Genomic DNA, 26,651 nt, shown 5'->3' on the forward strand with positions numbered 1-26,651 from the left:
CATGGCCGACATCGCAACCCTGCAACACCCTTCGCCGCGCCGCCTGCTGCTGATCCGCGCGCGCAACCATCGCGGGCTGATGATCGGCGGGCTGATCGTGCTGGCGGCGCTGCTGGTGGCGCTGAGCGCACCGCTGATCGCGCCCTATGACCCGTTTGCGCAAGACCTCAGCCGCCGCCTGCTGCCTCCCGTCTGGCATGAGCGCGGCAGTTGGGCGCATGTTTTCGGCACTGATGCGCTGGGGCGTGATTATCTGTCACGGCTGATTCATGGCGCGCGGGTGTCGCTGCTGATCGGGGTTTGCGCGGCGCTTGGGTCCGGGCTGATCGGCACCACTTTGGGCCTGATCGCGGGCTATTACGGCGGCTGGGTCGATAATGTGGTGACCTTCTTTGTCTCGGTCCGGCTGGCCTTGCCAGTAGTGCTGGTGGCGCTGGCGATTGTGTCGGTTTTCGGCGGCAGCCTGTGGATTGTGGTGGCCGTTCTCAGCCTGCTGTTGTGGGACCGTTTCGCGGTGGTGGTGCGCTCGGCAACCCAGCAGTTGCGCGCGCAGGAATTTGTCACCGCTGCGCGCGCCATGGGGGCCTCTACCCCGCGCATCCTGATTGTGGAGCTGTTGCCAAACCTGATTGGCCCGCTGGTGGTGATTGCCTCGCTGGAAATCGCCCATGCGATCTTGCTGGAATCGGCGCTGTCGTTTCTGGGGCTGGGGGTGCAGCCGCCGACACCAAGCTGGGGGCTGATGGTATCGGAAGGGCGGGGGATGGTGTTCTTTGACCCGCGCCTGATTGCCCTGCCGGGTGCGGCGATTGCCATTCTGGTGCTGGGCATCAACCTGATCGGCGACGGGCTGCGCGATGTTCTGACGCCGGAGGGACGGGAATGAGCGTGCTCACCTGCCGCAACCTGCGGGTTTCGATCCCCACGCCAACCGGCATCTTCGAGGCCGTGCGCGGTGTTGATGTGACGGTGGCGCGCGGTGAAACGCTGGGGATTGTCGGTGAGTCAGGCTCGGGTAAATCGGTCACCTCGTTTGCGCTGATGCGGCTGTTGCCGCCGCGTATCACGGTCACGGCTGACGAGATGCGGCTGGGCGATACCGACCTGCCGGGCCTGCCGGAGCGGCGTATGGCCGACCTTCGCGGCGCGCGCATGGCGATGATTTTTCAGGAGCCGATGACCGCCCTGAACCCGGTGCTGACCGTTGGCCGCCAACTGACCGAAACATGGCTGCGCCACAACAAGACCCCGATGCGCGAGGCGCAGGAACGGGCGATTGACCTGTTGAACCGCGTCGGCATTCCTCGCGCGGCTGAGCGGATGGCGGTGTATCCGCACCAGCTTTCGGGCGGGCTGCGGCAGAGGGTGATGATCGCCATGGCGCTTATCTGCGACCCTGACCTCTTGATCGCGGATGAACCCACCACCGCGCTGGATGTCACCATTCAGGCGCAGATCCTTGACCTTCTGGCCGATCTGCAGGCCGAGCGGGGGCTGGCGATGGTCTTTATCAGCCATGATATCGGCGTGGTTGCCCGGATCGCGCAGCGGGTGCAGGTGATGTATGCGGGCGAGACGGTTGATGGCGGCCCGGTGGATGAGTTGCTGACCCGGCCCCAACACCCCTATACCCGCGCGCTTTTGTCCGCCGTGCCGCGCCGGGGCATGCGCTGGGGCCGTGACAGGCTGGGCGCGGTGGAATGGACCGGCGGAGGCACGGCATGAGCGCGCCGTTGATGGAAATCCGCGATGTCAGCCGGGTGTTTATGCTGGGTGGCGGCCTCTTTGGCCGCGCGCGCCCGTTGCTGGCGCTGGACAAGGTCAGCCTTGATCTGCAGCGCGGCGAGGTGCTGGCGCTGGTGGGGGAATCGGGCAGCGGCAAAAGCACGCTGTCGCGTATTCTGCTGGGGTTGGATACACCCACCTCGGGCGAGGTCCGGCTGGAGGGGCGGCCGGTGCCCGGCATTCCACGCCGCGAATTTGCCAGCCGCGTGCAGCCGATCTTTCAGGACCCCTATTCATCGCTCAACCCGCGCAAGACGGTGCGCCAGCTGATCGAAATGCCGCTGGTGATTGCCGGGGGCGTCGGCGCGGGCGAGCGCCTTCGCCGGGTGCGCGAACTGCTGGATATCCTGCGCATGCCCGCGCGCATGCTTGATGCCTACCCTTCCCAGATGTCGGGCGGGCAGCGCCAGCGAGTGGCGATTGCCCGCGCGCTGATCTCGCGGCCTGATATCGTCATCTGCGATGAGCCCACCTCGGCGCTGGATGTCTCGGTTCAGGCGCAGGTGCTGAACCTGCTGATGGAACTGCGCGCCGAATTCAACCTGACCTACCTGTTCATCAGCCATGATCTGGCGGTTGTCGAATATATCGCCGACCGTGTGGCGGTGATGCAGGCGGGCAGGATTGTCGAACTGGCGCCGGTGGGCCCGCTCTTCGCCGCGCCGCAATCCGATTATACCCGCCGCCTGCTGGCCTCGGCATTGACCGTGCCGCAGGTGGCCTTGCCCCTGTCAGAGGAAACATGATGCCCACCACTACTGCCGCGCCCCTGCGCATCGACAGCGCCGAACTGCGCGTTGTCCGGCTGCCGTTGATCGCGCCCTTCACCACCTCGACCGGCACCATGTATGATAAGGTCTTTCCGCTTCTGACCCTGCGCAGCGGCGATCTGGAAGGTTATGCCGAGGGTGTCATGGACCCGATGCCGGATTTTCTGGATGACACCATCGCGGGCGGCATCGACTTTCTGCAACAGGCGATCCTGCCGCAGGTGATTGGTGCCAGCTTTGAGAACCCTGAGGCGCTCAACCGCATCCTGCGCCCGTGGCGGGGCAACTGGATGGCCAAGGCGATGGTGGACATGGCCTATTGGGACCTCTGGGCAAAATCCATGAACCTGCCCCTGTCGACCGTGCTGGGCGGGCTGGGTGATGCTGTCCCCGTGGGGATTTCGCTGGGCATTGATGACATCCGCGACACGGTGGAAAAGGCGCGCATGAACCAGGCGCTGGGCTATCGGCGCATCAAGCTGAAGATCATGCCGGGCCATGATCTGGAACTGGTATCCGCCGTACGCGCAGCTCTGCCCGATACGCCGCTGACCGTCGATGCCAACACCGCGTACACCCTGGCCGATATGAAGGTGATGCACGCGCTGGATGCTTTGGGGCTGGACTATATCGAACAGCCGCTGGCCTATGATGATCTGCACGATCATGCGGTGCTGCAATCGCGGCTGAAAACACCGATCTGTCTGGATGAAAGCATCCGTTCCGCCGCTGATGCGCGCAAGGCGCTGGCCGGGGGCGCTGCGCGGGTGATCAATATCAAGGTGGGGCGCGTGGCCGGGCATCTGGAGGCGCGGCGCATCCATGATATCGCCGCCGCCTGGGATGTGCCGGTCTGGTGCGGCGGCATGCTGGAGGCCGGGATCGGGCGCGCGCATAACATCCATCTGGCGACCCAGCCCAATTTCCGCAAACCGGGCGATACCTCCTCGATCAGCCGCTATTTCAAGCGCGATATCGTGCTGGAGCCGCTGGAGGTTAAAAACGGCCTGATGCCGGTGCCGCCCGGCCCCGGCATCGGCGTGCAGCTTGACCGCGCGTTTCTGGCCGAGGTTTCAGGCGAGGCGCTGACCTTCTGAGGCAAGGTGTGCCGGGCCAATATGAGCCCGGCTCATTATCTTTCGCAACATTATGAATTTCTAATCCGGGCCGATTTGCGTTAATGCTGCGCCTTGCTAATCAAAAGGCCAAGGACTCATGCAGCTTTTCACCATCCCGCGCCACCCGTCGCAAGCGAAGATCGAAGCGCTGGTGCGCGAGCGTATCGCGATACTCGATGGCGCGATGGGCACGCAGATTCAGACGCTTGGCCTGTCAGAGGAAGATTATGCGGGCCACGGCGGCGGCTGTTCCTGCGCGCATCACACGGACCATCCGCAGAAGGGCAACAACGATCTGTTGATCCTGACGCAGCCCAAGGCGATTGAAGATATTCATTTCCAGTTCGCCATGGCGGGCGCCGATATTGTGGAGACCAATACCTTTTCCTCCACCTTCATCGCGCAGGCCGATTACGGGCTGGAAAGTGCGGTGTTCGACCTCAACCGCGAAGGGGCGCGGATTGCCCGGCGCGCGATTGAGCGTGCCACCGCGATTGACGGCAAGCCGCGTTTTGTCGCGGGGGCGGTGGGGCCGACCAACCGCACGGCCTCGATGAGCCCGGATGTGAATGACCCGGGCTACCGCGCCGTCAGCTTTGACGAGTTGCGCCGCGCCTATGGCGAGCAGATCCGCGGGCTGGTGGCGGGGGGATCGGACCTGATCCTGATTGAGACGATCTTTGACACGCTCAACGCCAAAGCCGCGATCTTTGCCGCGCTTGAGGCCTTTGCCGAAGCCGGGCAACGCCTGCCGCTGATGATCTCGGGCACGATCACCGATGCCTCGGGCCGCACGCTTTCGGGCCAGACGCCCACCGCCTTCTGGCATTCCATCGCCCATTCCCGGCCCTTCACCATCGGGTTGAACTGCGCGCTGGGTGCTGCCGCGATGCGCCCGCACATGGCTGAGCTGTCAGGCGTGGCGAATACATTCACCTGCGCCTATCCCAACGCCGGGCTGCCCAACGCCTTTGGCCAGTATGATGAAACGCCTGATCAGACCGCCGCGCAGGTAGCCGAATTCGCGCGAGACGGGCTGGTGAATATCGTCGGCGGCTGCTGTGGCACCACGCCGGACCATATCGCCGCGATTGCGCAGGCCGTGGCGGGCTTCCCCCCGCGTGAGGTGCGTTCATGAACCGTTATCTGCGTCTTTCCGGGCTGGAGCCATTTGTTCTGACGCCGGATATTCCCTTCGTGAACGTGGGTGAGCGCACCAACGTCACCGGCTCGGCCAGGTTCCGCAAGCTGATCACTGCGCGCGATTATTCCGCCGCGCTGGAGGTGGCGCGCGATCAGGTGGAGAACGGCGCGCAGATCATCGACATCAACATGGATGAGGGGTTGATCGATTCAAAGGCGGTGATGGTCGAGTTTCTGAACCTCATCGCATCCGAGCCTGATATCGCCCGCGTGCCGATCATGATCGACAGCTCCAAATGGGAGGTGATCGAGGCCGGGTTGCAATGTGTGCAGGGCAAATCGGTGGTCAACTCCATCAGCCTGAAAGAGGGCGAGGACTCGTTTCGCCATCAGGCCAGCCTGTGTCTGGCGTATGGCGCGGCGGTGGTGGTCATGGCCTTTGACGAAGACGGGCAGGCCGATACCTTCAAGCGCAAGACCGAAATCTGCGCGCGCGCCTACAAGATCCTGACCGAGGAACTGAGCTTTCCGCCCGAAGACATCATCTTTGACCCCAATGTGTTCGCCATCGCCACCGGCATTGAAGAGCACGACAATTACGGTGTCGATTTCATCGAGGCCACGCGCTGGATACGCCAGAACCTGCCGCATGCGCATGTCTCGGGCGGGGTGTCGAACCTCAGCTTCAGCTTTCGCGGCAACGAGCCGGTGCGCGAGGCGATGCATGCCGTGTTCCTCTATCACGCCATCAAGGCCGGGATGGACATGGGCATCGTCAACGCCGGGCAACTGGCGGTCTATGACCAGATCGACCCTGACCTGCGCGAGGCTTGTGAGGATGTGGTCCTCAACCGCCAGCCCAAGGGCGGCGGCACCGCGACCGAGCGGATGCTGGAACTGGCTGAGCGGTTCCGCGGTGGCGCGCGCGAAGAACGGGTGCGCGATCTGGCATGGCGCGAATGGCCGGTTGAGAAGCGGATGGAGCATGCGCTGGTCAACGGCATCACCGAGTTTATCGAGGCCGATACCGAGGAAGCCCGCGTTGCCGCCAAGCGCCCGCTGGACGTGATCGAAGGGCCGCTGATGGCCGGGATGAACGTGGTGGGCGATCTGTTTGGCGCGGGCAAGATGTTCCTGCCGCAGGTGGTGAAATCAGCCCGCGTGATGAAACAGGCGGTCGCCATTCTGCTGCCCTATATGGAAGAGGAAAAGCGCCTCGCCGGGGGCGGCAGTGAGCGTCAGACGGCGGGCAAGGTGCTGATGGCTACGGTGAAGGGCGATGTGCACGATATCGGCAAGAACATCGTCGGCGTGGTTCTCGCCTGCAACAATTATGAGATTATCGACCTGGGTGTCATGGTGCCGCCGCAGAAGATTTTGCAGGTGGCGCGCGATGAGAAGGTCGATGTGATCGGCCTGTCCGGCCTGATCACCCCCTCGCTGGACGAGATGGTGCATCTGGCCGCCGAGATGGAGCGTGAGGGGTTCAGTGTGCCCTTGCTGATCGGCGGGGCGACCACGTCCAAGGTGCACACGGCGGTGAAAATCGCGCCGCGCTATGATCGCGGGCAGGTGGTTTATGTCACCGATGCCAGCCGCGCGGTGGGTGTGGTCGGCCAGCTTCTGAGCGCCACGCAGAAGCCCGCCTATGTTGATGCGATCCGCGCGGAATATTCCGAGGTGGCAGAGCGCCACCATCGCAACGAATCGGCCAAGTCCCGCCTGCCGCTGGTTGCGGCGCGCGCCAATGCGATGAAGATCGACTGGGCGGGCTATTCGGTCGCCGCGCCCTCGTTCACCGGGCCAAAGGTGGTCGATGACTGGGATCTGGCCGAGATCGCGCGCTATATCGACTGGACGCCGTTTTTCCAGACCTGGGAGATGAAGGGTGTCTATCCGCGCATTCTGGACGATGAAAAGCAGGGCGAGGCCGCGCGGTCGTTGTTCGCTGACGCGCAGGAGATGCTGGCGAAGATCATTGCAGAGCGCTGGTTTTCGCCGCGCGCCGTGGTGGGTTTCTGGCCCGCCAATGCGGTCGGCGATGATATCCGCCTTTACACGGACCCGGAGCGCCGTGAGGAACTGGCGATGCTGCACACCCTGCGCCAGCAGACCCAGAAGCGCGACGGGCGGCCCAACCTTGCCCTGTCGGATTTCGTGGCGCCAGAAGGCACGGCACCTGACTGGATGGGCGGCTTTGTGGTGACGGCAGGCCCCGAAGAGGCCGCGATTTCCGAGCGTTTTGACCGCGAGAATGACAACTACGCCGCGATCATGGTCAAGGCGCTGGCCGACCGCTTTGCCGAGGCGATGGCCGAGATGCTGCACGAAAGGGTGCGGCGCGAGTATTGGGGGTATGCGCGCGATGAAGCCTTCGCGCCCACCGAGCTGATTGGCGAGCCCTACCGCGGCATCCGCCCCGCGCCCGGCTACCCGGCGCAGCCTGACCATACGGAAAAGCGCACCCTCTTCCGCCTGCTTGATGCCGAGGCGGCGACCGGCGTCACGCTGACGGAAAGCATGGCGATGTGGCCCGGCTCGTCGGTTTCGGGGTTTTATATGGGGCACCCTGAGGCCTATTACTTCGGTGTTGCCAAGATCGAGCGCGATCAGGCAGCCGATTATGCGCGCCGCAAGGGCATGACGCTGGAAGAGGTCGAGCGTTGGCTGGCGCCGGTGCTGAACTATGTGCCCGGCTCTGGCGGTACGGCAGCGGCCGCCTGACAACACTACATGTTGACAACATGCGTCCTATCATGGCTAATGCTTGTGTCCATGGTGCCTTGGGGCGACTCAGGGTTGAAAAGGGAAGCCGGTGTGATTCCGGTGCTGCCCCCGCAACTGTAAGCGGCGAGCGACGCTGAACATGTCACTGGGGGCAACCCCGGGAAGGCCAGCCAAGCATCGACCCGCGAGCCAGGAGACCTGCCAGGACAGCGACGTTGAAACCGCGCGGCGGGTGCGGGGTGCGCAGGTTCAGACCGGGCAGTGATGCCAACGGTCTGGCTTGGCCCCTCTGCCCGTTGCCAGAACCAGACAGAGACCAGGGCATGAGCATCACCGTCTATTCCAAACCCGCCTGCGTGCAGTGCACCGCAACCACCCGCGCCCTCAACGCCAAGGGCCTTGCCTTTGACGTGGTTGACCTGACGCAGGATACCGACGCTTTCGCGCGCGTTTCCGAGATGGGCTACCGGCAGGCGCCCGTCGTGGTGGCGGGCGATGAGCATTGGTCGGGCTTTCGCCCTGATCTGATCGGCCAGCTGGCCTGAACGCCGGGGCGAGGGAAGGCAAAATGGGCGGGCTGGTTTACTATTCGTCGCGTTCGGGCAATACCACGCGCTTCATGCAGGCGCTGGGCCTTCCCGCGCAGCGCATCCCGTTTGACACCGCAGAACCCCTGCCCGAACCCGCCGCGCCCTATGTGCTGATCTGCCCCACCTATGCAGACGGGCAGGGCAGGGGCGCAGTCGCCAAACAGGTGATCCGCTTTCTGAACGACCCGGCGCGGCGCGCGCTGATCCGGGGGGTGATCGCAGGCGGCAACCGCAACTTCGGCACGACCTATGCCCTTGCGGGCCGGGTCATCGCCACGAAATGCCAGGTTCCCTGGCTTTACAGTTTTGAACTGGCCGGAACCGAGACCGATATCGCCCGCATCCGCGCCGGGCTGGACACATTCTGGAGAGAGACATGCCCGACGGCGGCCTGAACCCTGCGCTCGACTTTCACGCGCTCAACGCGATGCTGAACCTTTACGATGACGAGGGGCGCATCCGCTTTGATGCCGACCGCAAGGCGGCGCGGGAGTATTTTCTGCAACATGTCAACCAGAACACCGTCTTCTTTCATTCGCTGGATGAAAAGCTGGGCTATCTGGTCGATGAAGGCTATTACGAGGCCGGGGTGCTGGCCCAGTATCCGCGCGAGTTTCTGCACCAGATCTGGGAGGCGGCCTTTGCCCGCAAATTCCGCTTTCTCACCTTTCTGGGCGCCTTCAAATATTACACCAGCTACACGCTGAAAACCCGCGACGGGAACCGCTATCTGGAGCGTTATGAGGACCGGGTGGTGATGGTCGCGCTGGCGCTGGCGCGCGGCGATCAGGCGCTGGCGATGCGGCTGATGGATGAGATGATCGCAGGCCGCTTCCAGCCCGCAACGCCGACTTTCCTGAACGCCGGAAAGCAATCGCGCGGTGAATTGATCTCGTGCTTCCTGCTGCGGCTGGAAGACAATATGGAATCGATCGGCAGGGGCATCAATTCGGCGCTGCAACTGTCCAAGCGCGGGGGCGGCGTGGCCCTGATGCTGACCAACATCCGCGAGCATGGCGCGCCGATCAAGGGGATTGAGAACCAGTCATCCGGCGTCATTCCGGTGATGAAGCTGCTGGAAGACAGCTTCAGCTATGCCAATCAGCTGGGCGCGCGGCAGGGTGCGGGGGCGGTCTATCTGAACGCCCATCACCCGGATATCCTGCGCTTTCTGGATACCAAGCGCGAGAATGCCGATGAGAAAATTCGCATCAAAACCCTGTCGCTGGGTGTGGTGATCCCCGATATCACGTTCGAGCTGGCGCGCGAGAATGCCGATATGTACCTGTTCTCGCCGCATGACGTGGAGCGGGTGTATGGCATGCCCTTCTCGGAAATCGCGATCACCGAGAAATACGCCGAAATGGTGGGCGACAAGCGCATCCGCAAGAAAAAGATCAACGCGCGGGCGTTCTTTCAGACGCTGGCCGAGATCCAGTTTGAAAGCGGCTATCCCTATATCATGTTTGAAGACACGGTGAACCGGGCCAACCCCATCGCCGGGCGGATCAGCATGTCGAACCTGTGCTCGGAGATTCTGCAGGTCAATTCGGCATCTGAATTCAACGACGACCTGAGCTACAGCCACATGGGCACCGATATCTCGTGCAATCTGGGCAGCCTGAACATTGCCGCGACAATGGACGGGCCGGATTTCGGCGCGACGGTTGAAACCGCGATCCGGGCGCTGACGGCGGTGTCCGAGATGTCGGCGATTGACAGCGTGCCCTCGGTCCGGCGCGGCAATGACGAGGCGCATGCGGTGGGGCTGGGGCAGATGAACCTGCACGGCTTTCTGGCGCGCGAGCGTATCCATTACGGCAGTGCGGAGGGGATAGATTTCACCCGCTGCTATTTCGCCGCCATCGCCTTTCACGCGATCCGCGCCTCAAATGCGCTGGCGCGTGAAAAGGGGAGTACCTTCGCCGGGTTCGAGGCCTCGACCTATGCCGATGGTCGCTATTTCGAGAAATACACCAGCCGCGACTGGCTGCCCGAAACCGATACCGTGCGCGACCTGTTCGCGCGGATGGGCGTGGCGCTGCCGGGGCGCGATGACTGGGCCAGCCTGCGCGCGGCGGTGATGGAGCACGGGCTTTACAACCGCAACCTTCAGGCCGTGCCGCCGACCGGGTCGATCAGCTATATCAACAATTCGACCAGCTCGATCCATCCGATCGCGTCGAAAATCGAAATCCGCAAGGAGGGCAAGATCGGCCGGGTCTATTACCCCGCGCCGTTCATGACCAACGACAATCTGGAATTCTACCGCGATGCCTATGAGATTGGCCCGGAGGCGGTGATCGACACCTATGCCGCCGCGACCGAACATGTTGATCAGGGGCTGTCGCTGACGCTGTTCTTCCCGTCGGATGCGACGACGCGCGATATCAACCGCGCGCAGATCCATGCCTGGAAGAAGGGCATCAAGACGATCTATTACATCCGCCTGCGCCAGACCGCGCTGGAAGGAACCGAAGTGCAGGGCTGCGTTTCCTGCAGTCTGTGAGGGGTGGATAGCGCCGGGGGTTTCACACCCCCGGACCCCCGTGGGATATTTTTGAACAGATGAATAAAGGGCCTTGGCGATGAAGGATCATGGAACGGGCCGGGCAGTGCCGCGCGCGATCAACTGGAACCGGATGGAAGATGACAAGGATCTGGAGGTCTGGAACCGGCTGACGGTGAATTTCTGGCTGCCGGAGAAGGTGCCGCTGTCGAACGATGTGCAAAGCTGGGCCACCCTGCGCCCGCAAGAGCGCGAACTGACGATCCGGGTTTTCACCGGGCTGACGCTTCTGGACACGATCCAGAACACGGTGGGCGCCCCCGCCCTGCTGCCCGATGCGCAGACCGCGCATGAAGAGGCGGTGCTGACCAATATCGCCTTCATGGAAGCGGTGCATGCGCGCAGCTATTCGTCGATCTTCTCAACCCTGTGCACGACGCCCGAGGTGGATGAGGCTTTTCGCTGGTCGGAGGAAAACCCGCAGCTTCAGGCCAAGGCGCGGCTGATCCTTGAGGAATACGACCTTGGCGCCGACCCGCTGAGGCGCAAGATTGCCAGCGTGTTTCTGGAAAGCTTTCTGTTCTATTCCGGCTTTTACCTGCCGATGTACTGGTCCAGCCGTGGCAAGCTGACCAATACCGCCGATCTGATCCGGCTTATCATCCGTGATGAGGCGGTGCATGGCTATTACATCGGCTACAAATTCCAGCGCGCGGCGGAGCGCCTGCCTGAGGCGGAGCGCAATGCGCTCAAGGATTTCGCCTTTGCGCTGATGTTCGATCTTTACGAGATTGAAGTGAAATACACCGAGACGCTGTATGACGGAATCGGCCTGACCGAGGATGTGAAGGCCTTTCTGCATTACAATGCCAACAAGGCGTTGCAGAACCTTGGTTATGAGGCGCTGTTTCCGCCTGCCGCCTGTCAGGTGAACCCGGCGATTTTGGCCGCACTCTCGCCTGACAGCGAGAACCATGATTTCTTTTCCGGCTCCGGCTCGTCCTATGTCATTGGCAAGGCGGTGGCGACGGAAGACGAAGACTGGGATTTCTGACAGGGGCACTTGTCTTTCTCACCCGCGCGCGGTTAGCGTTCCGGAAACAATCGGAACGGGTTCGTGAACAACGACAAGAAGCGCCTCCTTGCTGTTGCCGCGATTCTGCTTGTCGAAGTCGTGGCGATTGCCTTCGTCTATCAGTTCGTTGCAACGGTTGATTGCCACGAGACCGGCGCACAGGGCGCATGCCGGTTCATGCGCAGCCTTGTGGCGCGCGCGATCGTGGCTTTTGCCGCGTTTGACCTGTTCTTTCTGGCCCGGCCTGATGCCTGGGCGCGCCTGCTGCACCTTGCCAGCCCGCAGGGGCGCCGCACGGGGGCGCTGTGGGTGGCGCATCTGGCGGGTGTCGGGCTGATCCTGCTTCCTGCGCTGCTGGGCGGCGCGCGCAATCTGACCGATGTGTTTCATCTGGCGCTGATCCCCTGGCTGGCCGGTCTGGTGCTGGCCAGTGTGACCGGCATTGCGCTGCTGGCGCCGCTGGGCGCGCTGGGGCGCTGGCTGAAGGGTGAGCGGTATGCGCCGCTGATCATTCTGCTTGTCGCTGTTGCCGTGCCGGATGTAGCCGATGTCATACTGCCGCTGTGGGACTGGCAATTTCTGACCGCGCTGACCTTTGTCGCGGTGTTTCTGACCTTGTCGCTTTTCACACCCGATGCGCAGGCCGATCCCGAGGCCTTCATTCTTGGTGCAGAAGGGTTCTTTGTGCATATCGCGCGGCAGTGCTCCGGGTTGGAGGGGATCGCGCTGGTGAGCGCCTTTGTGGCGATCTACGGAATCCTGTTTCGCCGGGATCTGCGCTTTCCGCATTACTGGCTGATCGTGCTGCCGCTGGGCCTTTTGCTCAGCTGGTTGCTCAATGTGCTCAGGATCGCGCTTCTGGTGCTGATCGGCGCGCGGGTTTCCCCCGATCTGGCGGTGAACGGGTTTCACAGCTATGCGGGCTGGCTGTTTTTCACGCTGCTGGCGCTGTTTCTGCTGTTTGTTGTGCAGTGGTTGCCCTGGGTGCACCGGCGTAAGCGTGCGGCGGGCACACGGATGGCGCTGCGCGAGGACTGGCTGGCGGCGCGCATTCTGCCGTTCATCGCCTTCATGGTGGCCGGTGTGCTGACCTCGGCGGTGGCGCTGCATCCGGATCTTGCCTATCCGCTCAAGGCGCTGGTGCTGCTGGCGGCGCTGATGTTCTTTCGCCGGGTGCTGGCGCGGATTGAGCTGGCCTTTGACCCGGTTGCGGTTGGCGCGGGGCTTCTGGTGGGCCTGGCCTGGATAGCGCGGCAGCCCCCGCCGGGCGAGGCGGAAGCGGCGCTGATGGCCGGGCTTGCCACGCTGGGCAGTGTGGCGCTGGCCTTCTGGGTGGTGGCGCGGCTCTTGGGGACCATGGTGCTGGTGCCGATTGTCGAAGAGCTGTTCTTTCGCGGCTACCTGCTGGTGCGGCTGGATTTTGGCGGCATGGCGGGCAGGATTGTGGCGGTGGTGGCCTCAAGTGCGCTGTTCGCGGCGCTGCATGGCCGCCTGATCGATGCCTTCGTGGCAGGGGTGATCTTTGCGCTGGTCATGCTGCGGCGCAACAGGCTTGGCGACGCCATGGTTGCCCATGTCGTCGCCAATTCGGTGATTGCGCTGTGGGCGCTGATGGCTGGAGATCTGGCGCGGATCTGAGGTGAGCCGCACGCCGGTCAGTCTGCCGGTCAACTCATGCGGCGGCGGCGTTCCCAGACGAAGAGCAGGGCCGCCGCAACAGCCGCGAGGGCGAGAAGCCCGGTCGAGGCATCGATTTCCGGTACGGCTGCCGGTGTGTGGTTATGGCCACCGCCGCCGGTGATGGGGCGCAGCCAGTTCCAGAGCCACCAGCCCGAAGAAGAGGAGGTCTGCGCCATCATCGGACCGGCCATGGCAAGGGTGGAAAGCGCGCTGACGCTGAGACCCAGAAGAAACTTGTTCATGATTTACCTCGTATCCACCCGTTGACCGGAGCCCGCCCATGCTGGTTCTCGATCTGGCATTACTCTAGCCCTGACAAGGTGATTGTAAAGAAAACTCATACTTTGCACCGATAATAGCGACAATAATTACCTATGAATTGTGATCGTTGCCAATGCGGCAGGCAATCCGGCGGGGCGCGCGCAGGGGATGGTGAAAGCCGGGGCAGCGCGGGGGCGAATCACTTCAGTTTCCGGGGGTTAGTTGCGCCGGAAAGGACTGCGGCGCGGGCCATTTTGCAGGCCCGCGCCGTGAAGAAAGCCGGATGACCGTTATTCGGCGGCAGCGCGCAGGGCGGGCCTGTCGCCCGCCAGCCCTTCAAGATAGTCGGCGATGCCGCTGGCGATGGCGCGCTTGTCTTCCAGCGCGGTGACACCGTCGCGGGCCACCATGAGCGCGCGCTGCTCGGTGCCGCGGGTATCCTCACCGCGGGTGGCAACCACCAGCCCGGCGTGGTCCAGCCGTTTTGCGGCGACGCGTATCAGCTCTTCCTCGCTGACACCCTCAAGATACTTGAACCCCACGCAATGCATCAGCGGATCGGCCTGGCAGGCAAGGTCGATCACCTTTTCGGTGGGTTCCAGCTCCAGCATCAGGCTGCTCTGCCCGGAAGCGATCTTGCCCTGAACCGCCTGTTTTGGCCGGTAGTCGGCGACGCCCGCCGAGAAGACGCCCGCAAAGAGCCCCGCGCGGGCGCGGGCAACGACCGTATCGCGATACTCGTCATAGGTTCGGGTGATGGTTACCGGAATGGGGGCCGAAGGGCGCCATGCACCGTCACCCAGCACCAGTTCAGCATCGGCGCCGCGCCAGATCAGCTCTTCGGCCACGCGCGCACCCAGCCGCCCGCGAAAGCGGTTGACGATGCGGCGCACGCCGTCGATGGGCACCGGGGTTGGCCCGGCGGTGACCATGATCTTGCGGTCGATCAGCGCCGAGGTGCTCAGCGCGCGGCCCACGGCGATGCACAGAAGCTCGGTATCCGGCAGGTTGTGCTTGCCATAGGCATCGCGTGGAGCAATAAAGCGCACGCCCTGCGCGGCAAGCCTGCGGGCATTGTCCACCAGTTGGGCGTTGTGCATCGTGCCGTGCATGGTGGGCGCGACCAGCACCTTGGTGCGCCCCTGCTCCATCCGTCCAAGGGCCGAGATCAGGGCAGAGGTGACGACCGTATCGCCGATGCCATGCGCCATCTTGGCGATGGTCGAATGGGTGGCGGGGGCAACCAGATAGGCGTCAAAGGGTGCGCCATCCGACAGATGCTCGGCCGCCCAGGTCAGGCCGGTGACCACCGGTCCCAGCGTTGCCCATTCCAGCGTGTCGCGGGCGACGTAGCGCAGCGCGTCTTCGCTGGCAAAGGCCACGACCTGCGCGCCATGCCGGCGCAGGCCCCGCGCGATCTGTGGCGCTTTCATCGCCGCGATGCCGCCGGTTACCAGCAGCGCGATGCTCCGCCCGGCAAGGCGTTGCGAGAGCATGGGCACATCGTGATCCCCCATCCCCGAGGGGGTGGGGGCGCTGAAATCCCAGTCGTATGGCTTCATGCCCGGGCCTCACTTCCCTCACGCGCCGCCTGTTCGATGGCGATGCGGCCCCAATGGCGCTGTGTGCCCCGCGCGCGGTCCATGCGGGTGTTCAGCGCCTCGAAATGGCGGGGCAGGAAGCGGCTGCGCTTGCCCATTTCTTCGTTCAGATGCGGCACCACAGTGATATCGAACGGATCGGTCCCTTCCGATTCAATTGCCGGGGCATAGGGCCGCCCTTCCCCCAGGAACGAGGGCATGAGCCACGACAGATGCGGGAGCGATTCAAGATAGATGACCACCGCCGCATCGTCATAGGACGCATCCGCCGCATGCCAGCGCCCGCCAAGCTTCACGGCGGCAAAGTAGTGGCGCACGGAGCTGCGCATCAGTGTCAGCCAGCTGGAGGGCATCAGCCTGCCCAGCGTGGAGATCGGCATCGGCATTTCCACAAAGCCTGCCTCAAGCCCTGCCGCGCGCATCAGCGCTACCTGCAGGTTGGCCTTGGTGGTGCACATGCCGGTGCCGCGCGCGAGTGTGTCCGAGGCGCGCTCCTGCCAGGTGCCGAAACGGTAGGGCATGGGCTGGACGAATTTCAGGATCGCTTCGGCGGTGCCGGCCTGCGTCGCGCGGCGCAACCGCACGGCGCAACGCCGGATTTCCGGGTGGTCGATGTCGCACAGGGTTTCCGGGTCCGGCAGTCTGGCGGGCGGAATCGCAGCCGCCTCGGCCGCGTCGGCGGCGATAAGCGCATGGGTCATCGCGCGGCGGAGCGGGCGGTTGGCGGCACTGGTCCAGACCGCGCTTTTCATGTCCAGCGTCCAGATGCGCGCGGGAAGGTCAACGGCGAGCAGTTCTTCATCCGTTGCGGCGATATGGTTGCCCGGCCCGTACCAGTTGCGCGGCCCGGCCAGTCGCCCGGCGAGGATGACATGCAGCGCGAAAGGATTGGGATCGCCCAATGCCTGACCCGGTGCAAGATGACGAACGCGACCGAGCGGAAACACACTCGCCGCATTTTCATCAAGATAAAGCCCCAAAGTTGAATCTTCGAACTCGTTAAGCAAGTCAGGGTTGATCGGATCGGCAGAATGCGTCGTCATTTCGTTTCCCCGTGCTCCTGCGATGCATTACAAATGGAAAAGAACCTGCCGCGGCAGGTCTGTCGCGCGATTCCTGTTAAGAATACCCCTCAACTGCTAGATTAAGAAGACAAATTGGCCGACGCATGACACTTTTTTGCCTTCTTTTCGCCTGAATGAGCCACATTTCGCCTTTCCGTTGCGTCGCGGGGGCCCTGGAGCGGCGAAAAACGGTTGAATCGTGAGAGGCTTGCGGCAATCCTTTTCATGAGCACCTGAGAAAAAGCCGCTTCCTGAGAGAATCAGGGGGCAGGTCAGGTGACGGCTTGGGAGGGCTTCAATGGAATTTGTGCAACTGCTGTTGAGCGGTATGGCCAACGGCTGTGTCTATGGGCTGGTCGCGCTGGGCTTTGTGCTCATCTACAAGGCCACCGAGGCCGTGAATTTCGCGCAGGGCGATTTCATGATGCTGGGCGCCTTCGTGATGCTCACCCTCGTCAATCCGCATTACATGGGCATCAATTTCTGGCTGGCCGTGCCGATTGCGCTGCTGATCATGGGCGCGCTGGGCTATCTGCTGGATCTGGCGGTGCTGCGCCACATGTTTGGTCAGAACCAGACGGCCATTGTCATCCTGACCATCGCGCTGGGCTTCGTGATCCGGTTCTTCGCCGGGGTCATCTGGGGGCATGAGCCGGTGAACCTGCATTCGCCGCTGGCGCTGGGCGATATCCGGGCGTTTGGTGTGGTGCTCAGCCTTGCCGATATCGCGGTGATCATCGTGACGCTGATCATGACGATGCTGCTGTGGCAGTTCTTTCAGCGCACGAAACTGGGCCTTGCGATGCAGGCCGCCAGCCAGAACCAGATGGCGGCCTATTACATGGGCATCCCGGTCCGCCGGGTGCAGGGCGCGGTCTGGGCGCTGGCGGGGGTTGTCGCCTGCGTGGCGGGTATTCTTTACGCCTCAAAAGGGTCGCTCGACATCTCAGCCGGTTTCATCGGCATCAAGGCCTTTGCAGCGGCGGTCATCGGCGGGTTCGGCAGCTTGCCGGGCGCGCTGATGGGCGGGCTGATCGTGGGTATCATCGAGCCTTTCGCCGCACGCTACCTGCCCCCCGGATACAGCCAGATCGCACCCTACGCCCTTCTTATCCTTGTGCTGATCTTCCGCCCGCACGGCCTGTTCGCGCAGGTTCGCACCAAGAAGGTCTGATTTCATGCGCTTTCATTTCAAGACAAGCTATGACCACGATATCCGGCTGTTCCCTGACTGGTGGAACTTCAGCCTCTATGGCGCGCTTCTTGTGGCGATGCTGCTGCTGCCGGTAATTTTCGACAGCTTCTATCTGGGCGAGGTCACCAATGTGCTGATCTGGGCCGTGGCCGGGCTGGGGCTGATGATGCTGACGGGCCAGACCGGGCAGGTGTCGCTTGGCCATTCGGCCTTCATGGCGATGGGCTGTTATACCTGCGTGATCCTGATGGAAGCCGGGGTGCCGTTTGTCTTTGCCTTCATCCTGTGCGGCATCATCACCGGGGTGATCGGCGCGCTGATCGCCATTCCCGCGCTCAAGCTGCATGGGGTCTATCTGGCCATCGCCACGCTGGCGCTGGCGATTCTGGCAGACGATATCATCGTGATCCTGTCACCCTGGACAGGCGGGGTCAGCGGCAAGTTCGCGCCTGACCTGTCGGTCTTCGGCTATGAGATCAACCGCTGGGTCAACCCTGAGGCATGGTATTACCTGGCGCTGGCGGTGGTGCTGGTGGTCACGCTGATCTACCGCAACATCCTGCGCTCGCCGCTGGGCCGGGCATTCGCCGCCGTGCGCGACAGCGAGATTTCGGCGCAGGCGATGGGCGTGGACATCGCCCGCACCAAGACCATGGCTTTCGGCATCTCCTGCGCCATTACCGGGCTGGGGGGCGCGCTGATGGGCCTGTTCGCGGGTGCGTTCAACAACGAAACCTTCAACTTCCTGATCGCCATCCAGCTTCTGATGATGATTGTGATCGGTGGTCTGGGCTCTATCCACGGGGCGTTTCTGGGGGCGATTGTGGTGGCCTTCCTGCCGCAGGCGCTGTCCATCATGACTGACCAGCTGGGACGCGGCTTCAACGTGCCGGGGCTTGAGATCGGTGTGTTCGGCATGCTTCTGGTCGCCTTCATCATCTTTGAGCCGATGGGCCTGTACGGGCGCTGGATGAAGATCCGCATCTGGCTGGAGCTTTTTCCCTTTGCCCGGCGCGACATGTTCCGCCGCCAGAAAAGCTACCTCAAGACGGAGCGCCTGAGATGAGCCTTCTGGAACTGAAGAATGTCACGCTGAAATTCGGCGGGGTCACGGCGGTCAATGATCTGACGATGTCGGTGGAAGAGGGGCAGGTTTACGCCCTTGTCGGCCCCAACGGCGCGGGGAAATCGACCGTCTTCAACATGATCTCGCGGTTTTACAGGCCTGCTGCAGGATCGATCACCTTTGACGGTGAAGACCTGCTCAAGCTCAGATCGCATGAGGTGCCGCGTCTGGGCATCGCCCGCACCTTCCAGAACATCGAATTGTTCGACCGGGCGACAGTGCTGCAGAACCTGCTGATCGGCCGCCACCGCGCGCGGCGCACCACGATGGTCGAGGAGATGTTTTTTATCGGCCGCTCCTGGGCGCAGGAGCGCGAGCACCGGCTGGCGGTTGAGGAGGTGATCGAATTTCTGGACCTGCAACCCTACCGCAACCAGTTGATCGCGGGTCTGCCCTACGGCGTGCGCAAGGTGGTGGAACTGGCGCGCGCGCTGGCCACCAAGCCGCGCCTTTTGCTGCTGGATGAGCCTGCCTCGGGCCTTTCGGTCGAGGAAACGCAGGACATGCGCTGGTGGATTGACGATATCCGCCGCCAGATGGGCATCACGGTGCTGATGGTCGAGCATGACATGGGCCTTGTAAGCAAGGTTTGTGACCGGGTGCTGGCGCTTGATGGCGGCAGGAAACTGGCCGAGGGCACGCCCGCTGAGGTGCAGTCGCATCCCAGGGTGATCGAGGCCTATCTGGGCACCGGCGCCATATCCAAGACCGCCAATGCCAAGGGGGAGCGGGTATGAGTGTGCTGCTTGAAGTGCGCAACCTTGAAACCTTTTACGGCGCTATCATGGCGATCAGGGGTGTCAGCCTTGAGGTGCGCAAGGGGCAGGTTGTTGCGGTCCTTGGCGCCAATGGCGCGGGCAAGACAACGCTTCTGAAAACCATCTCAGGGATCATGGACCCCGAAAAGGGCAAGATCATCTTCGACGGCGAAGAGATTCAGGGGAAGGAGCCGCATCAGATTGTCCGGCGCGGAATCGTTCAGGTGCCTGAAGGGCGCGAGGTGTTTCCGCTGCTGACGGTTGAGGAGAATCTGGCGCTGGGGGCCTATACCCGCTCGGACAAGGCCGAAATCGCGCGCGACCGCGATCTGGTGTTTGAGTACTTCCCCATCCTTGCCGAACGCCGCCAGCAGGAGGCAGGCACGCTTTCGGGCGGTCAGCAGCAGATGCTGGCGATTGGCCGGGGCCTGATGCTGCGCCCCCGGATCATGTTGCTGGATGAGCCCAGCCTTGGCCTGTCGCCGCTGCTGACGCAGGAGATTTTCACCATCCTCAGGCGGCTGAACAAGGATGTGGGGGTGACGATGATGCTGGTGGAACAGAACGCCGCCGTGGCGCTGGATCTGGCGGACCATGGCTATGTGATGGAGCTGGGGCGCATCGTCATGTCCGACTCGGCTGAGAAACTGGCCGCGTCTGAGGACATTCAGAGCTTTTATCTGGGTCATGCCAATGAGGGCGCGCGCGGTGAGCGGCGCTGGAAGAAGAGGAAGACATGGCGGTGAGCGGAGGAACAGCCATGCTAGCGCAAAAAGACTTCAAAGGTGTGCGTATCAACGCCGAGCCCGGCCAGCGCCCGCTTCAGATTGACGGGCACCGCACCATCGCGACGCTTCTGCGCGCCCGGTGCCGCGAGAACGGCGCGACCACGGCCCACCGTGAGAAGGATCTGGGCATCTGGCAGACCTATAGCTGGGAGGATTATCTGACCCATGCGCGGCTGATCGGCATGGGCCTGCGCGCGCTGGGGCTGAAGCGCGGCGATGTCGTTTCCATCCTGTCCGAGGATAACAAGGAATGGATGTATTGCGACATGGCCGCGCAATGCATGGGCGCGGTGTCATCCGGGGTCTATACGACCGACAGCGCCAGCCAGCTTGCCTATCTGGTGAATGACTCGCAGACCCGCTTCCTGTTTGTCGAGAACGAAGAGCAGCTCGACAAGTTTCTGGAAGTTGATGGTCAGATGCCCTCGCTGGTCAAGGTCATCATCTTTGACCCCGAAGGGCTGCACAATTTCAGCCATCCCAAATGCATGCTCCTGTCCGAGCTTTATGAACTGGGGCGGCAGAATGATGATGAGGCGCTTTTCAACGCCGAGATTGACGCGGTGAAGCCCGAAGATCTGGCGATTCTGGTCTATACCTCCGGCACCACCGGCATGCCCAAGGGCACGATGCTGACGCAGGAGAATATTCTGGCGGGGATGGAGGCCAGCCTTTACGGTCTGCCGTTTTCCAAAGGGGCCGAGCAGCTGTGCTTTCTGCCGCTCTGCCATATTCTTGAGCGCATCGTGTCGCTTTACACCCCGCTGGTGGTGTCCTCGACGGTGAACTTTGCCGAAAGCCCCGAGACGGTTTTCGACAATATCCGCGAGGTCTCGCCGCACGGGTTTGTTGCTGTGCCGCGGGTCTGGGAAAAGGTCTATTCCCGCGTGCTGATCATGGCGCAGGAGGCCACCTGGATTGGCCGCATGGCCTTTGCCACGGCGCTCAGGGCGGGGCGGGCGCGCGCGTCCTATACGCTGGCGGGCAAGCCGGTGCCGCTTGCCACCAATGCGTGGTTTCACATCTGGGACTTTCTGGTGCTGCGCAACCTGCGCCGGATGCTGGGCATGGACCGTTTGCAACAGGGCCTGACCGGGGCTGCCCCCATCTCACCCGAACTGTTGCGGTGGTATCATGCCATCGGTGTGCCGCTCTTTGAGGGGTTCGGCATGTCCGAAACCGCCGGGGTGGCCACGATCAACCTGCCGGAGGCCAATCAGACCGGCTCTGTCGGGCGCCCGCTGCCCGGTGTTCAGGTGCGAATCGCCGAAGATGACGAGATTCAGATCAAGGCGCTGAACGTCTTTACCGGCTATCTGAACAAGCCCGACAAGACTGCCGAGGCCTTTACCGAAGACGGCTGGCTGCGCACCGGCGATATCGGGCGCATGGATGACGGGTTCCTGACCATCACCGGCCGGATGAAGGACATCATCATCACTGCCGGGGGCAAGAACATCACCCCCGCCGAGATCGAAAGCCGGCTGAAGTTCAGCCATTACATTTCGGATGCCGTGGTGATCGGCGACAAGCGCAAATATCTGACCTGCCTGATCATGATTGATCAGGAGAATGTCGAGAAACACGCGCAGGATAAAAAGGTGCCGTTCTCGGATTTCCGCTCGCTCTGTCGTTCGCCCGAGGTGATCGCGCTGATCAAGAGCGAGGTGGATGCGGTAAACCGCGAGTTTGCCCGCGTGGAACAGATCAAGGATTTCCGCCTGATCGACGTGCTGCTGACCGCCGAAGACGAGGAACTGACGGCGACCATGAAACTGAAGCGCGCGACGGTTGAAAAACGCCACAAGGCGTTGATTGATGATATGTATTGAACTGGGCCGACCGGCCTGAAATGGGGAGGAAAACCATGAAGCATCTCAAGACCCTACTTGCCGCGACGGCCACGCTTGCAGTGGCTGCCGGGGCGCATGCCCAGACCCGGGGCGTGACCGACAGCCAGATCACGATCGGTGGCGCGCATGACCTGTCCGGCGTGTTTGCCGCGGTCAGCACCCCGGCGGTGAACGGTGCGAACCTGTATTTCGATGCGCTCAACGCCGAGGGAGGGGTGCATGGGCGCACGATCCGTTACATCGTCGAGGATCACGGCTATCAGCTGCCGCGTGCCACGCAGGCCTATAACAAGCTGATCGAGCGTGATCAGGTTTTTGCGATGCTGCTGAACCTTGGGACGCCCCACAATCTGGCGCATTACCCGCTGATGGAGCGTCGGCAGGTGCCCAATATCAACCCGCTGACCGCGGCGCGTGACATTCTGCCGGAACCGCCGGGCATGAACTTCTCGGCATTCTCCAGCTATTATGACCAGATGGTTGCCGGGGTGCGCTACCTGCACGAGCAAAGCGGTGCCACGAACATCTGCGCGATGTATCTGCCGACCGAGTTTGGCGAGGAAATCGTTCAGGGCACCCGTGATGCTGCCGAGATGCTGGGCCTCAACTTTGTCGCCGAAACCACCCACCGCCCTGACGAGCAGGATTTTGTCGGCGCGCTGAGCCGTCTGCGCTCGGAAGGGTGCCAGATCATCACGCAGGCTGTGGGCGTGCGCGCAGGCATCACCATTGTCGGCACCGCCAAGCGGCTGGGCTGGGATGACGTGATGTTCCTGACTTCGTCTGCGGGTTTCCTTGAGGCCGTGGCGCAGGTTCCGGGCGGCGTGACCGATGGGCTTTATGCGGCGGCTGGCTGGGTTGACCTTGTTGCCCGCGCTGAAGATGAGGCTCCGGCGGCGTTCATGGCTGCCTATGAGGCCGCCTATGGCCACCCGGCGGGCGGTTTTGCAATGCTGGGCTATACCGCCCGCACGCCAGCTGCATATGGCGCTGGAAGCGGCGGGGCCTGACCTGACGGTCGAAGGCTTCATGGATGGCATGTACACGATCGACTATTTCGACGATCTGCTGGATGTTCAGGTCAGCTATTCGGCTGAAAACCATCAGGGCGGCAATATCGTCACGATGTCGGTGGTGAACGGCGGCGCATGGGAGCTGCTTTCGCGCGAAGAGCTGGAGTAATCAAGGGCTTCAGGGCCTGAGGGGGCGGCTTGCCGCCCCCTTTCCTTTGTCGCATTGTCTGATCAAAGGAGATGACCCATGCCGCCACTGAACGCCCGCCCCGAACCTGTTACGCCTGACACAGCCCGCACCGCGCTGATTGTCGTCGATATGCAGAACGCCTTTGCCAGCAAGGGCGGGATGTTCGATCTGGCCGGGCATGACATATCCGGCGCGGGGCCGGTGATTGACCTGCACAAACGCCTGCTGCCTGCCGTGCGCGCGGCCGGGGTTCAGGTGATCTACCTTCAGATGTCATTCAAGCCTGACCTGAGCGATGCGGGCGGGCCGGACTCGCCCGCCTATCACAAGGAACTGGCGCTGCGGATGATGCGCGAGCGGCCCGAGCTTGCGGGCACACTGCTGATTGATGACAGCTGGGATGGCCAGATCGTTGACGGGCTGGCGCCGCAGGACGGCGATATTGTCATACGCAAGTCACGCTACAACGGCTTCACAGGCACCGATCTGGATGCGGTTCTGAAAGCGCGCGGTATCCGGCATCTGCTGTTCACCGGCATTGCCACGAATATCTGCGTCGAAAGCACGGCGCGCAATGCGTTTTTCAACGAATACTGGCCCATCCTGATCGCGGATGCGATGAACCACGCAGGCCCTGATTTCACGCGTCAGGCGACGCTGTGGAATTTCGAGAATGTGCTGGGCTGGGTGACGGAAAGCGGCGCTGTGTTCGATTGGCTCGCGGCGCGCTGACCTTCAGCTCCACGGCCCCGGGCGGCTGCTTTGCCCGGCGCGGGGAATGGCAGTGCTGCGCCGGGGGGTGCCCATCTCAGCCGCCAGCTTTTCCAGCGCGGCGACCCGGTTTTCGGTCGCGGGATGCGTTGAGAACAGCTTGTCACGCTTGAACGCGTGCAGCGGGTTGATGATGAACATATGCGCCGTGGCCGGGTTGCGCTCAGCACTGTCGTTGTCGATGCGCGTGGCAAACCCCTGAATGCGCTGCAAGGCCGAGGCCAGCCACAGCGGGTTGCCGCAGATCTCCGCGCCCACCTTGTCAGCCTCATACTCGCGTGAGCGCGAGATGGCCATCTGCACCACCGCCGCCGCCAATGGCGCAAGGATCATCATGGCGATCAGCGCGATCGGGTTGGACTGGTTGCGCCCGCGCCCGAAGATAAGCGCGAAATTCGCCAGCATCGAGATGGCACCGGCGAAGGTGGCGGTGATCGTCATGATCAGCGTGTCGTAATTCTTGATATGCGCCAGCTCATGCGCCATGACCGCCGCCACTTCCTCGTTCGAGAGGCGTTGCAGCAGGCCGGTGGTGGCCGCAACCGCTGCATTGTCTGGGTTGCGCCCGGTGGCGAAGGCATTCGGCTGGTCCTGATCAATGATATAGACCTTGGGTGCAGGCATGCCGGCGTCGCGGGCCAGCCGGAGCACCATTTCCTGAAGTTCCGGCGCGGTGGTGGCATCGACGGGCCGGGCGTTGTGCAGCCGAAGCACCGCCTTGTCCGAGTTCCACCAGGCCATGGCATTCATGCCCGCCGCGATCACCAGCGCGATCAGCGCCCCGCTTGCCCCTGCCACGGCATAACCCGCGCCCAGAAAGAGCGCGGTCATCGCCGCCATCAGCATTGCGGTCTTTACGTAACCGTTCATTGCACGCTCCATTCTCGGCATCTGCCGGGACTATCAACAGTAAAGAAATACTGGCCTTGAATATGGGCCGCGCCCCTCGCGCCTGCAAGGGAGCGCCGGTTCAGACCAGCTTTTCGCCGCGGAACAGGGCCAGCATGTCAACCTGCGGGCGGGCGCCCAGATGGCCGATCACCTCGGCCGCGGCAATGCAACCCATCCGCCCCGATGTTTCCAGCGAGTGCCCCTGCGCCAGACCATAGAGGAACCCCGCCGCGAACTGATCGCCCGCGCCGGTGGCATCGACCGGCGTTACCCTGTTCACCGGCGCTTCAACGCGGTGGCCGGAATGGATCAGCACCACCGGGTCACCAGAGCGGGTGCAGACCACAATCGGGCAGTCGCGGGCCGCCTGATCCAGCGCATCCTGCAGGTCATTCGCCTGATAGAGCGAGACCCATTCCTGCTGATTGCCGATCACGAAATCCATCTCGTTCGCCACCAGCTTGCGGAAATCATCGCGGTGGCGGTCCACGCAGAACGGATCAGACAGCGCGATACCCACCCGGCCCCCGGCATTGCGGCAGGCGCGCGCGGCTTTCAGGAAGGCTTCCTTGCCCTTGTCCTTGTCGAACAGATAGCCCTCAAGAAACAGCAGTTCCGTATCGGCCATCGCGGCCTCGTCCACGTCATCAGGCCCCAGTTCGGCCGAGATGCCCAGATAGGTATTCATCGAGCGCTCGCCATCCGGCGTGACAAAGATCATCGAACGCGAGGTGGGCAGCTCCCCCCCGGCAACCGGCGGGTTGATGAAGGCTGTGCCCGCCTTTTCGGTGTCAGCGGCATAGAACTGTCCCAGCGCATCGTCGCTCACCCGCCCCACAAACGCCGTGCGCAGCCCCAGCGCGCCGATGCCCGCCAGCGTATTGGCCACCGACCCGCCGGAAGCCTGCTGCCGCGCGCCCATCGCGCCATAGAGGGTCTCACCGCGCTCGCGCTCGATCAGCTGCATGATGCCCTTGCGGATACCCATATGGTCCAGAAAATGGTCATCGACCGTGGTGATGACATCGACAATGGCATTGCCGATGCCGGCAACCTGATACTTCTTCATAGGGTCTTTTCCTCATAAGGGCAGAGATCGCGGATCAGGCAGACCCCGCAGGCGGGTTTGCGCGCCTTGCAGATATAGCGGCCATGCAGGATCAGCCAGTGATGGGCGTGTTGCTGGTATTCAGCGGGGATATTGTCTTCAATGGCGCGCTCGACGGTATCGACATCGCGGCCCGGGCAGATGCCGGTGCGGTTGCCGATGCGGAAGATATGGGTATCGACCGCCTGCGCCGGGATACGCCACCACATGTTGAGCACCACATTGGCCGTTTTGCGCCCCACGCCGGGCAGCGACTGCAGCGCCGCGCGGCTGGAGGGAACCTCGCCGCCGAAATGGTCCACCAGTATCTGGCTCAGCCGGATGACGTTTTTCGCCTTGTTGCGGTAAAGGCCGATGGTGCGGATATGCTCTGTCAGAGCCTCCTCGCCCAGTGCCAGCATCTTCTCAGGTGTATCGGCGATGGGGAACAGCGCTTTTGTGGCGCGGTTGACGCCGACATCGGTGGCCTGCGCCGACAGCGCCACGGCCACCAGCAGGGTATAGGCGTTGACATGATCCAGCTCGCCCTTCGGCTCGGGCTCAGCCGCGTGAAAGCGGCGAAAGATCTCGCGGATCGTCAGGTAATCCAGTTGGCGTGCCATGGCGCTCTTCTGCAACGGGGGCGGGGGCGGCGC

General features: G+C 62.9%; 25 protein-coding genes and 1 riboswitch. Of the genes, 19 read left to right on the forward strand and 6 right to left on the reverse strand.

Annotation, left to right across the window (positions count from 1 at the left end; genetic code table 11):
* Nucleotide 1 precedes the first annotated feature (1 nt).
* From V7Q53_RS06485 to xrtE, 11 genes are all read left to right on the forward strand, one after another.
* The gene (locus tag V7Q53_RS06485; protein WP_333827647.1) at nt 2-886 is read left to right on the forward strand and encodes an ABC transporter permease; all 885 of its coding nucleotides are present in this window, start codon (nt 2-4) and stop codon (nt 884-886) included.
* Complete coding sequence (locus V7Q53_RS06490; RefSeq protein WP_333827648.1) at nt 883-1,725, forward strand: ABC transporter ATP-binding protein; 843 nt, start codon at nt 883-885, stop codon at nt 1,723-1,725. The genes V7Q53_RS06485 and V7Q53_RS06490 overlap by 4 nt, the downstream gene beginning before the upstream one ends.
* Nucleotides 1,722-2,531 carry an ATP-binding cassette domain-containing protein gene (locus tag V7Q53_RS06495; RefSeq protein ID WP_333827649.1) on the forward strand — a complete coding sequence of 270 codons (810 nt, stop codon included), beginning with the start codon at nt 1,722-1,724 and terminating at the stop codon, nt 2,529-2,531. The genes V7Q53_RS06490 and V7Q53_RS06495 overlap by 4 nt, the downstream gene beginning before the upstream one ends.
* The gene (gene menC, locus V7Q53_RS06500) at nt 2,531-3,652 is read left to right on the forward strand and encodes an o-succinylbenzoate synthase (RefSeq protein ID WP_333827650.1); all 1,122 of its coding nucleotides are present in this window, start codon (nt 2,531-2,533) and stop codon (nt 3,650-3,652) included. Before V7Q53_RS06495 ends, menC begins: the two co-directional genes overlap by 1 nt.
* Nucleotides 3,653-3,770: 118 nt before the next feature.
* Nucleotides 3,771-4,811 carry a homocysteine S-methyltransferase family protein gene (locus V7Q53_RS06505; protein ID WP_333827651.1) on the forward strand — a complete coding sequence of 347 codons (1,041 nt, stop codon included), beginning with the start codon at nt 3,771-3,773 and terminating at the stop codon, nt 4,809-4,811.
* Nucleotides 4,808-7,540, forward strand: coding sequence for a methionine synthase (gene metH, locus V7Q53_RS06510; protein WP_333827652.1), 2,733 nt, complete (start codon nt 4,808-4,810; stop codon nt 7,538-7,540). Before V7Q53_RS06505 ends, metH begins: the two co-directional genes overlap by 4 nt.
* Nucleotides 7,541-7,575: 35 nt before the next feature.
* Nucleotides 7,576-7,763, forward strand: a riboswitch (cobalamin riboswitch).
* 103 nt (nt 7,764-7,866) lie between these two features.
* Nucleotides 7,867-8,088 carry a glutaredoxin-like protein NrdH gene (nrdH, locus tag V7Q53_RS06515; RefSeq protein WP_333827653.1) on the forward strand — a complete coding sequence of 74 codons (222 nt, stop codon included), beginning with the start codon at nt 7,867-7,869 and terminating at the stop codon, nt 8,086-8,088.
* Nucleotides 8,089-8,111: 23 nt separating this feature from the next.
* On the forward strand, nt 8,112-8,528 hold the full coding sequence (gene nrdI, locus V7Q53_RS06520; protein WP_333827654.1) for a class Ib ribonucleoside-diphosphate reductase assembly flavoprotein NrdI: 417 nt from the start codon (nt 8,112-8,114) through the stop codon (nt 8,526-8,528).
* Nucleotides 8,510-10,642 (forward strand): class 1b ribonucleoside-diphosphate reductase subunit alpha, encoded by a 2,133-nt coding sequence (gene nrdE / locus V7Q53_RS06525; protein ID WP_333827655.1) that lies wholly within the window; start codon nt 8,510-8,512, stop codon nt 10,640-10,642. The genes nrdI and nrdE overlap by 19 nt, the downstream gene beginning before the upstream one ends.
* 79 nt (nt 10,643-10,721) lie before the next feature.
* Nucleotides 10,722-11,696 carry a class 1b ribonucleoside-diphosphate reductase subunit beta gene (gene nrdF, locus V7Q53_RS06530; protein WP_333827656.1) on the forward strand — a complete coding sequence of 325 codons (975 nt, stop codon included), beginning with the start codon at nt 10,722-10,724 and terminating at the stop codon, nt 11,694-11,696.
* Nucleotides 11,697-11,759: 63 nt separating this feature from the next.
* On the forward strand, nt 11,760-13,355 hold the full coding sequence (gene xrtE / locus V7Q53_RS06535) for an exosortase E/protease, VPEID-CTERM system (protein WP_333827658.1): 1,596 nt from the start codon (nt 11,760-11,762) through the stop codon (nt 13,353-13,355).
* A 29-nt stretch (nt 13,356-13,384) separates the two neighbouring features.
* Here xrtE and V7Q53_RS06540 read toward each other — a convergent pair whose 3' ends face one another.
* From V7Q53_RS06540 to V7Q53_RS06550, 3 genes are all read right to left on the reverse strand, one after another.
* Nucleotides 13,385-13,639, reverse strand: a complete 255-nt coding sequence (locus tag V7Q53_RS06540; RefSeq protein ID WP_333827659.1) for a VPEID-CTERM sorting domain-containing protein — start codon at nt 13,637-13,639, stop codon at nt 13,385-13,387.
* A 309-nt stretch (nt 13,640-13,948) separates the two neighbouring features.
* A complete protein-coding gene (locus tag V7Q53_RS06545; RefSeq protein WP_333827661.1) occupies nt 13,949-15,220 on the reverse strand; it encodes a phosphopantothenoylcysteine decarboxylase domain-containing protein in 1,272 nt (423 codons plus the stop codon).
* Entirely contained in the window at nt 15,217-16,302 is a 1,086-nt protein-coding gene (locus V7Q53_RS06550) for a transglutaminase family protein (RefSeq protein WP_333827662.1), read from the reverse strand. The genes V7Q53_RS06545 and V7Q53_RS06550 overlap by 4 nt, the downstream gene beginning before the upstream one ends.
* A 319-nt stretch (nt 16,303-16,621) precedes the next feature.
* Here V7Q53_RS06550 and V7Q53_RS06555 point away from each other — a divergent pair, with 319 nt between their 5' ends.
* The 8 genes from V7Q53_RS06555 to V7Q53_RS06590 all read left to right on the forward strand — a co-directional run bounded on the left by V7Q53_RS06555 (nt 16,622) and on the right by V7Q53_RS06590 (nt 23,978).
* Nucleotides 16,622-17,497: a branched-chain amino acid ABC transporter permease gene (locus tag V7Q53_RS06555; protein WP_333827663.1), complete on the forward strand. Its 876-nt coding sequence runs from the start codon at nt 16,622-16,624 to the stop codon at nt 17,495-17,497.
* Between the two features lie 4 nt (nt 17,498-17,501).
* A complete protein-coding gene (locus tag V7Q53_RS06560) occupies nt 17,502-18,584 on the forward strand; it encodes a branched-chain amino acid ABC transporter permease (protein ID WP_333827664.1) in 1,083 nt (360 codons plus the stop codon).
* Nucleotides 18,581-19,381: an ABC transporter ATP-binding protein gene (locus tag V7Q53_RS06565; protein WP_333827665.1), complete on the forward strand. Its 801-nt coding sequence runs from the start codon at nt 18,581-18,583 to the stop codon at nt 19,379-19,381. Before V7Q53_RS06560 ends, V7Q53_RS06565 begins: the two co-directional genes overlap by 4 nt.
* Nucleotides 19,378-20,148 (forward strand): ABC transporter ATP-binding protein, encoded by a 771-nt coding sequence (locus tag V7Q53_RS06570; protein WP_333827666.1) that lies wholly within the window; start codon nt 19,378-19,380, stop codon nt 20,146-20,148. Before V7Q53_RS06565 ends, V7Q53_RS06570 begins: the two co-directional genes overlap by 4 nt.
* Before the next feature lie 14 nt (nt 20,149-20,162).
* Nucleotides 20,163-22,022: an AMP-dependent synthetase/ligase gene (locus V7Q53_RS06575; RefSeq protein WP_333827667.1), complete on the forward strand. Its 1,860-nt coding sequence runs from the start codon at nt 20,163-20,165 to the stop codon at nt 22,020-22,022.
* A gap of 35 nt (nt 22,023-22,057) precedes the next feature.
* On the forward strand, nt 22,058-23,053 hold the full coding sequence (locus V7Q53_RS06580) for an ABC transporter substrate-binding protein (RefSeq protein WP_333827668.1): 996 nt from the start codon (nt 22,058-22,060) through the stop codon (nt 23,051-23,053).
* Nucleotides 23,028-23,225, forward strand: coding sequence for a hypothetical protein (locus tag V7Q53_RS06585; RefSeq protein WP_333827669.1), 198 nt, complete (start codon nt 23,028-23,030; stop codon nt 23,223-23,225). The genes V7Q53_RS06580 and V7Q53_RS06585 overlap by 26 nt, the downstream gene beginning before the upstream one ends.
* Nucleotides 23,226-23,303: 78 nt before the next feature.
* Nucleotides 23,304-23,978 carry a cysteine hydrolase family protein gene (locus V7Q53_RS06590; RefSeq protein ID WP_333827670.1) on the forward strand — a complete coding sequence of 225 codons (675 nt, stop codon included), beginning with the start codon at nt 23,304-23,306 and terminating at the stop codon, nt 23,976-23,978.
* 3 nt (nt 23,979-23,981) lie between these two features.
* On the opposite strand, the gene htpX is transcribed toward V7Q53_RS06590, so the two are convergent.
* From htpX to nth, 3 genes are all read right to left on the reverse strand, one after another.
* Nucleotides 23,982-24,887 carry a zinc metalloprotease HtpX gene (htpX, locus tag V7Q53_RS06595; RefSeq protein WP_333827671.1) on the reverse strand — a complete coding sequence of 302 codons (906 nt, stop codon included), beginning with the start codon at nt 24,885-24,887 and terminating at the stop codon, nt 23,982-23,984.
* 100 nt (nt 24,888-24,987) lie between these two features.
* Nucleotides 24,988-25,977 carry an adenosine kinase gene (locus V7Q53_RS06600; protein ID WP_333827672.1) on the reverse strand — a complete coding sequence of 330 codons (990 nt, stop codon included), beginning with the start codon at nt 25,975-25,977 and terminating at the stop codon, nt 24,988-24,990.
* Nucleotides 25,974-26,618: an endonuclease III gene (gene nth / locus V7Q53_RS06605; RefSeq protein ID WP_333827673.1), complete on the reverse strand. Its 645-nt coding sequence runs from the start codon at nt 26,616-26,618 to the stop codon at nt 25,974-25,976. The genes V7Q53_RS06600 and nth overlap by 4 nt, the downstream gene beginning before the upstream one ends.
* Nucleotides 26,619-26,651 lie beyond the last annotated feature (33 nt).

Source organism: Pararhodobacter sp., assembly GCF_036802785.1.
Lineage (GTDB): Bacteria > Pseudomonadota > Alphaproteobacteria > Rhodobacterales > Rhodobacteraceae > Pararhodobacter.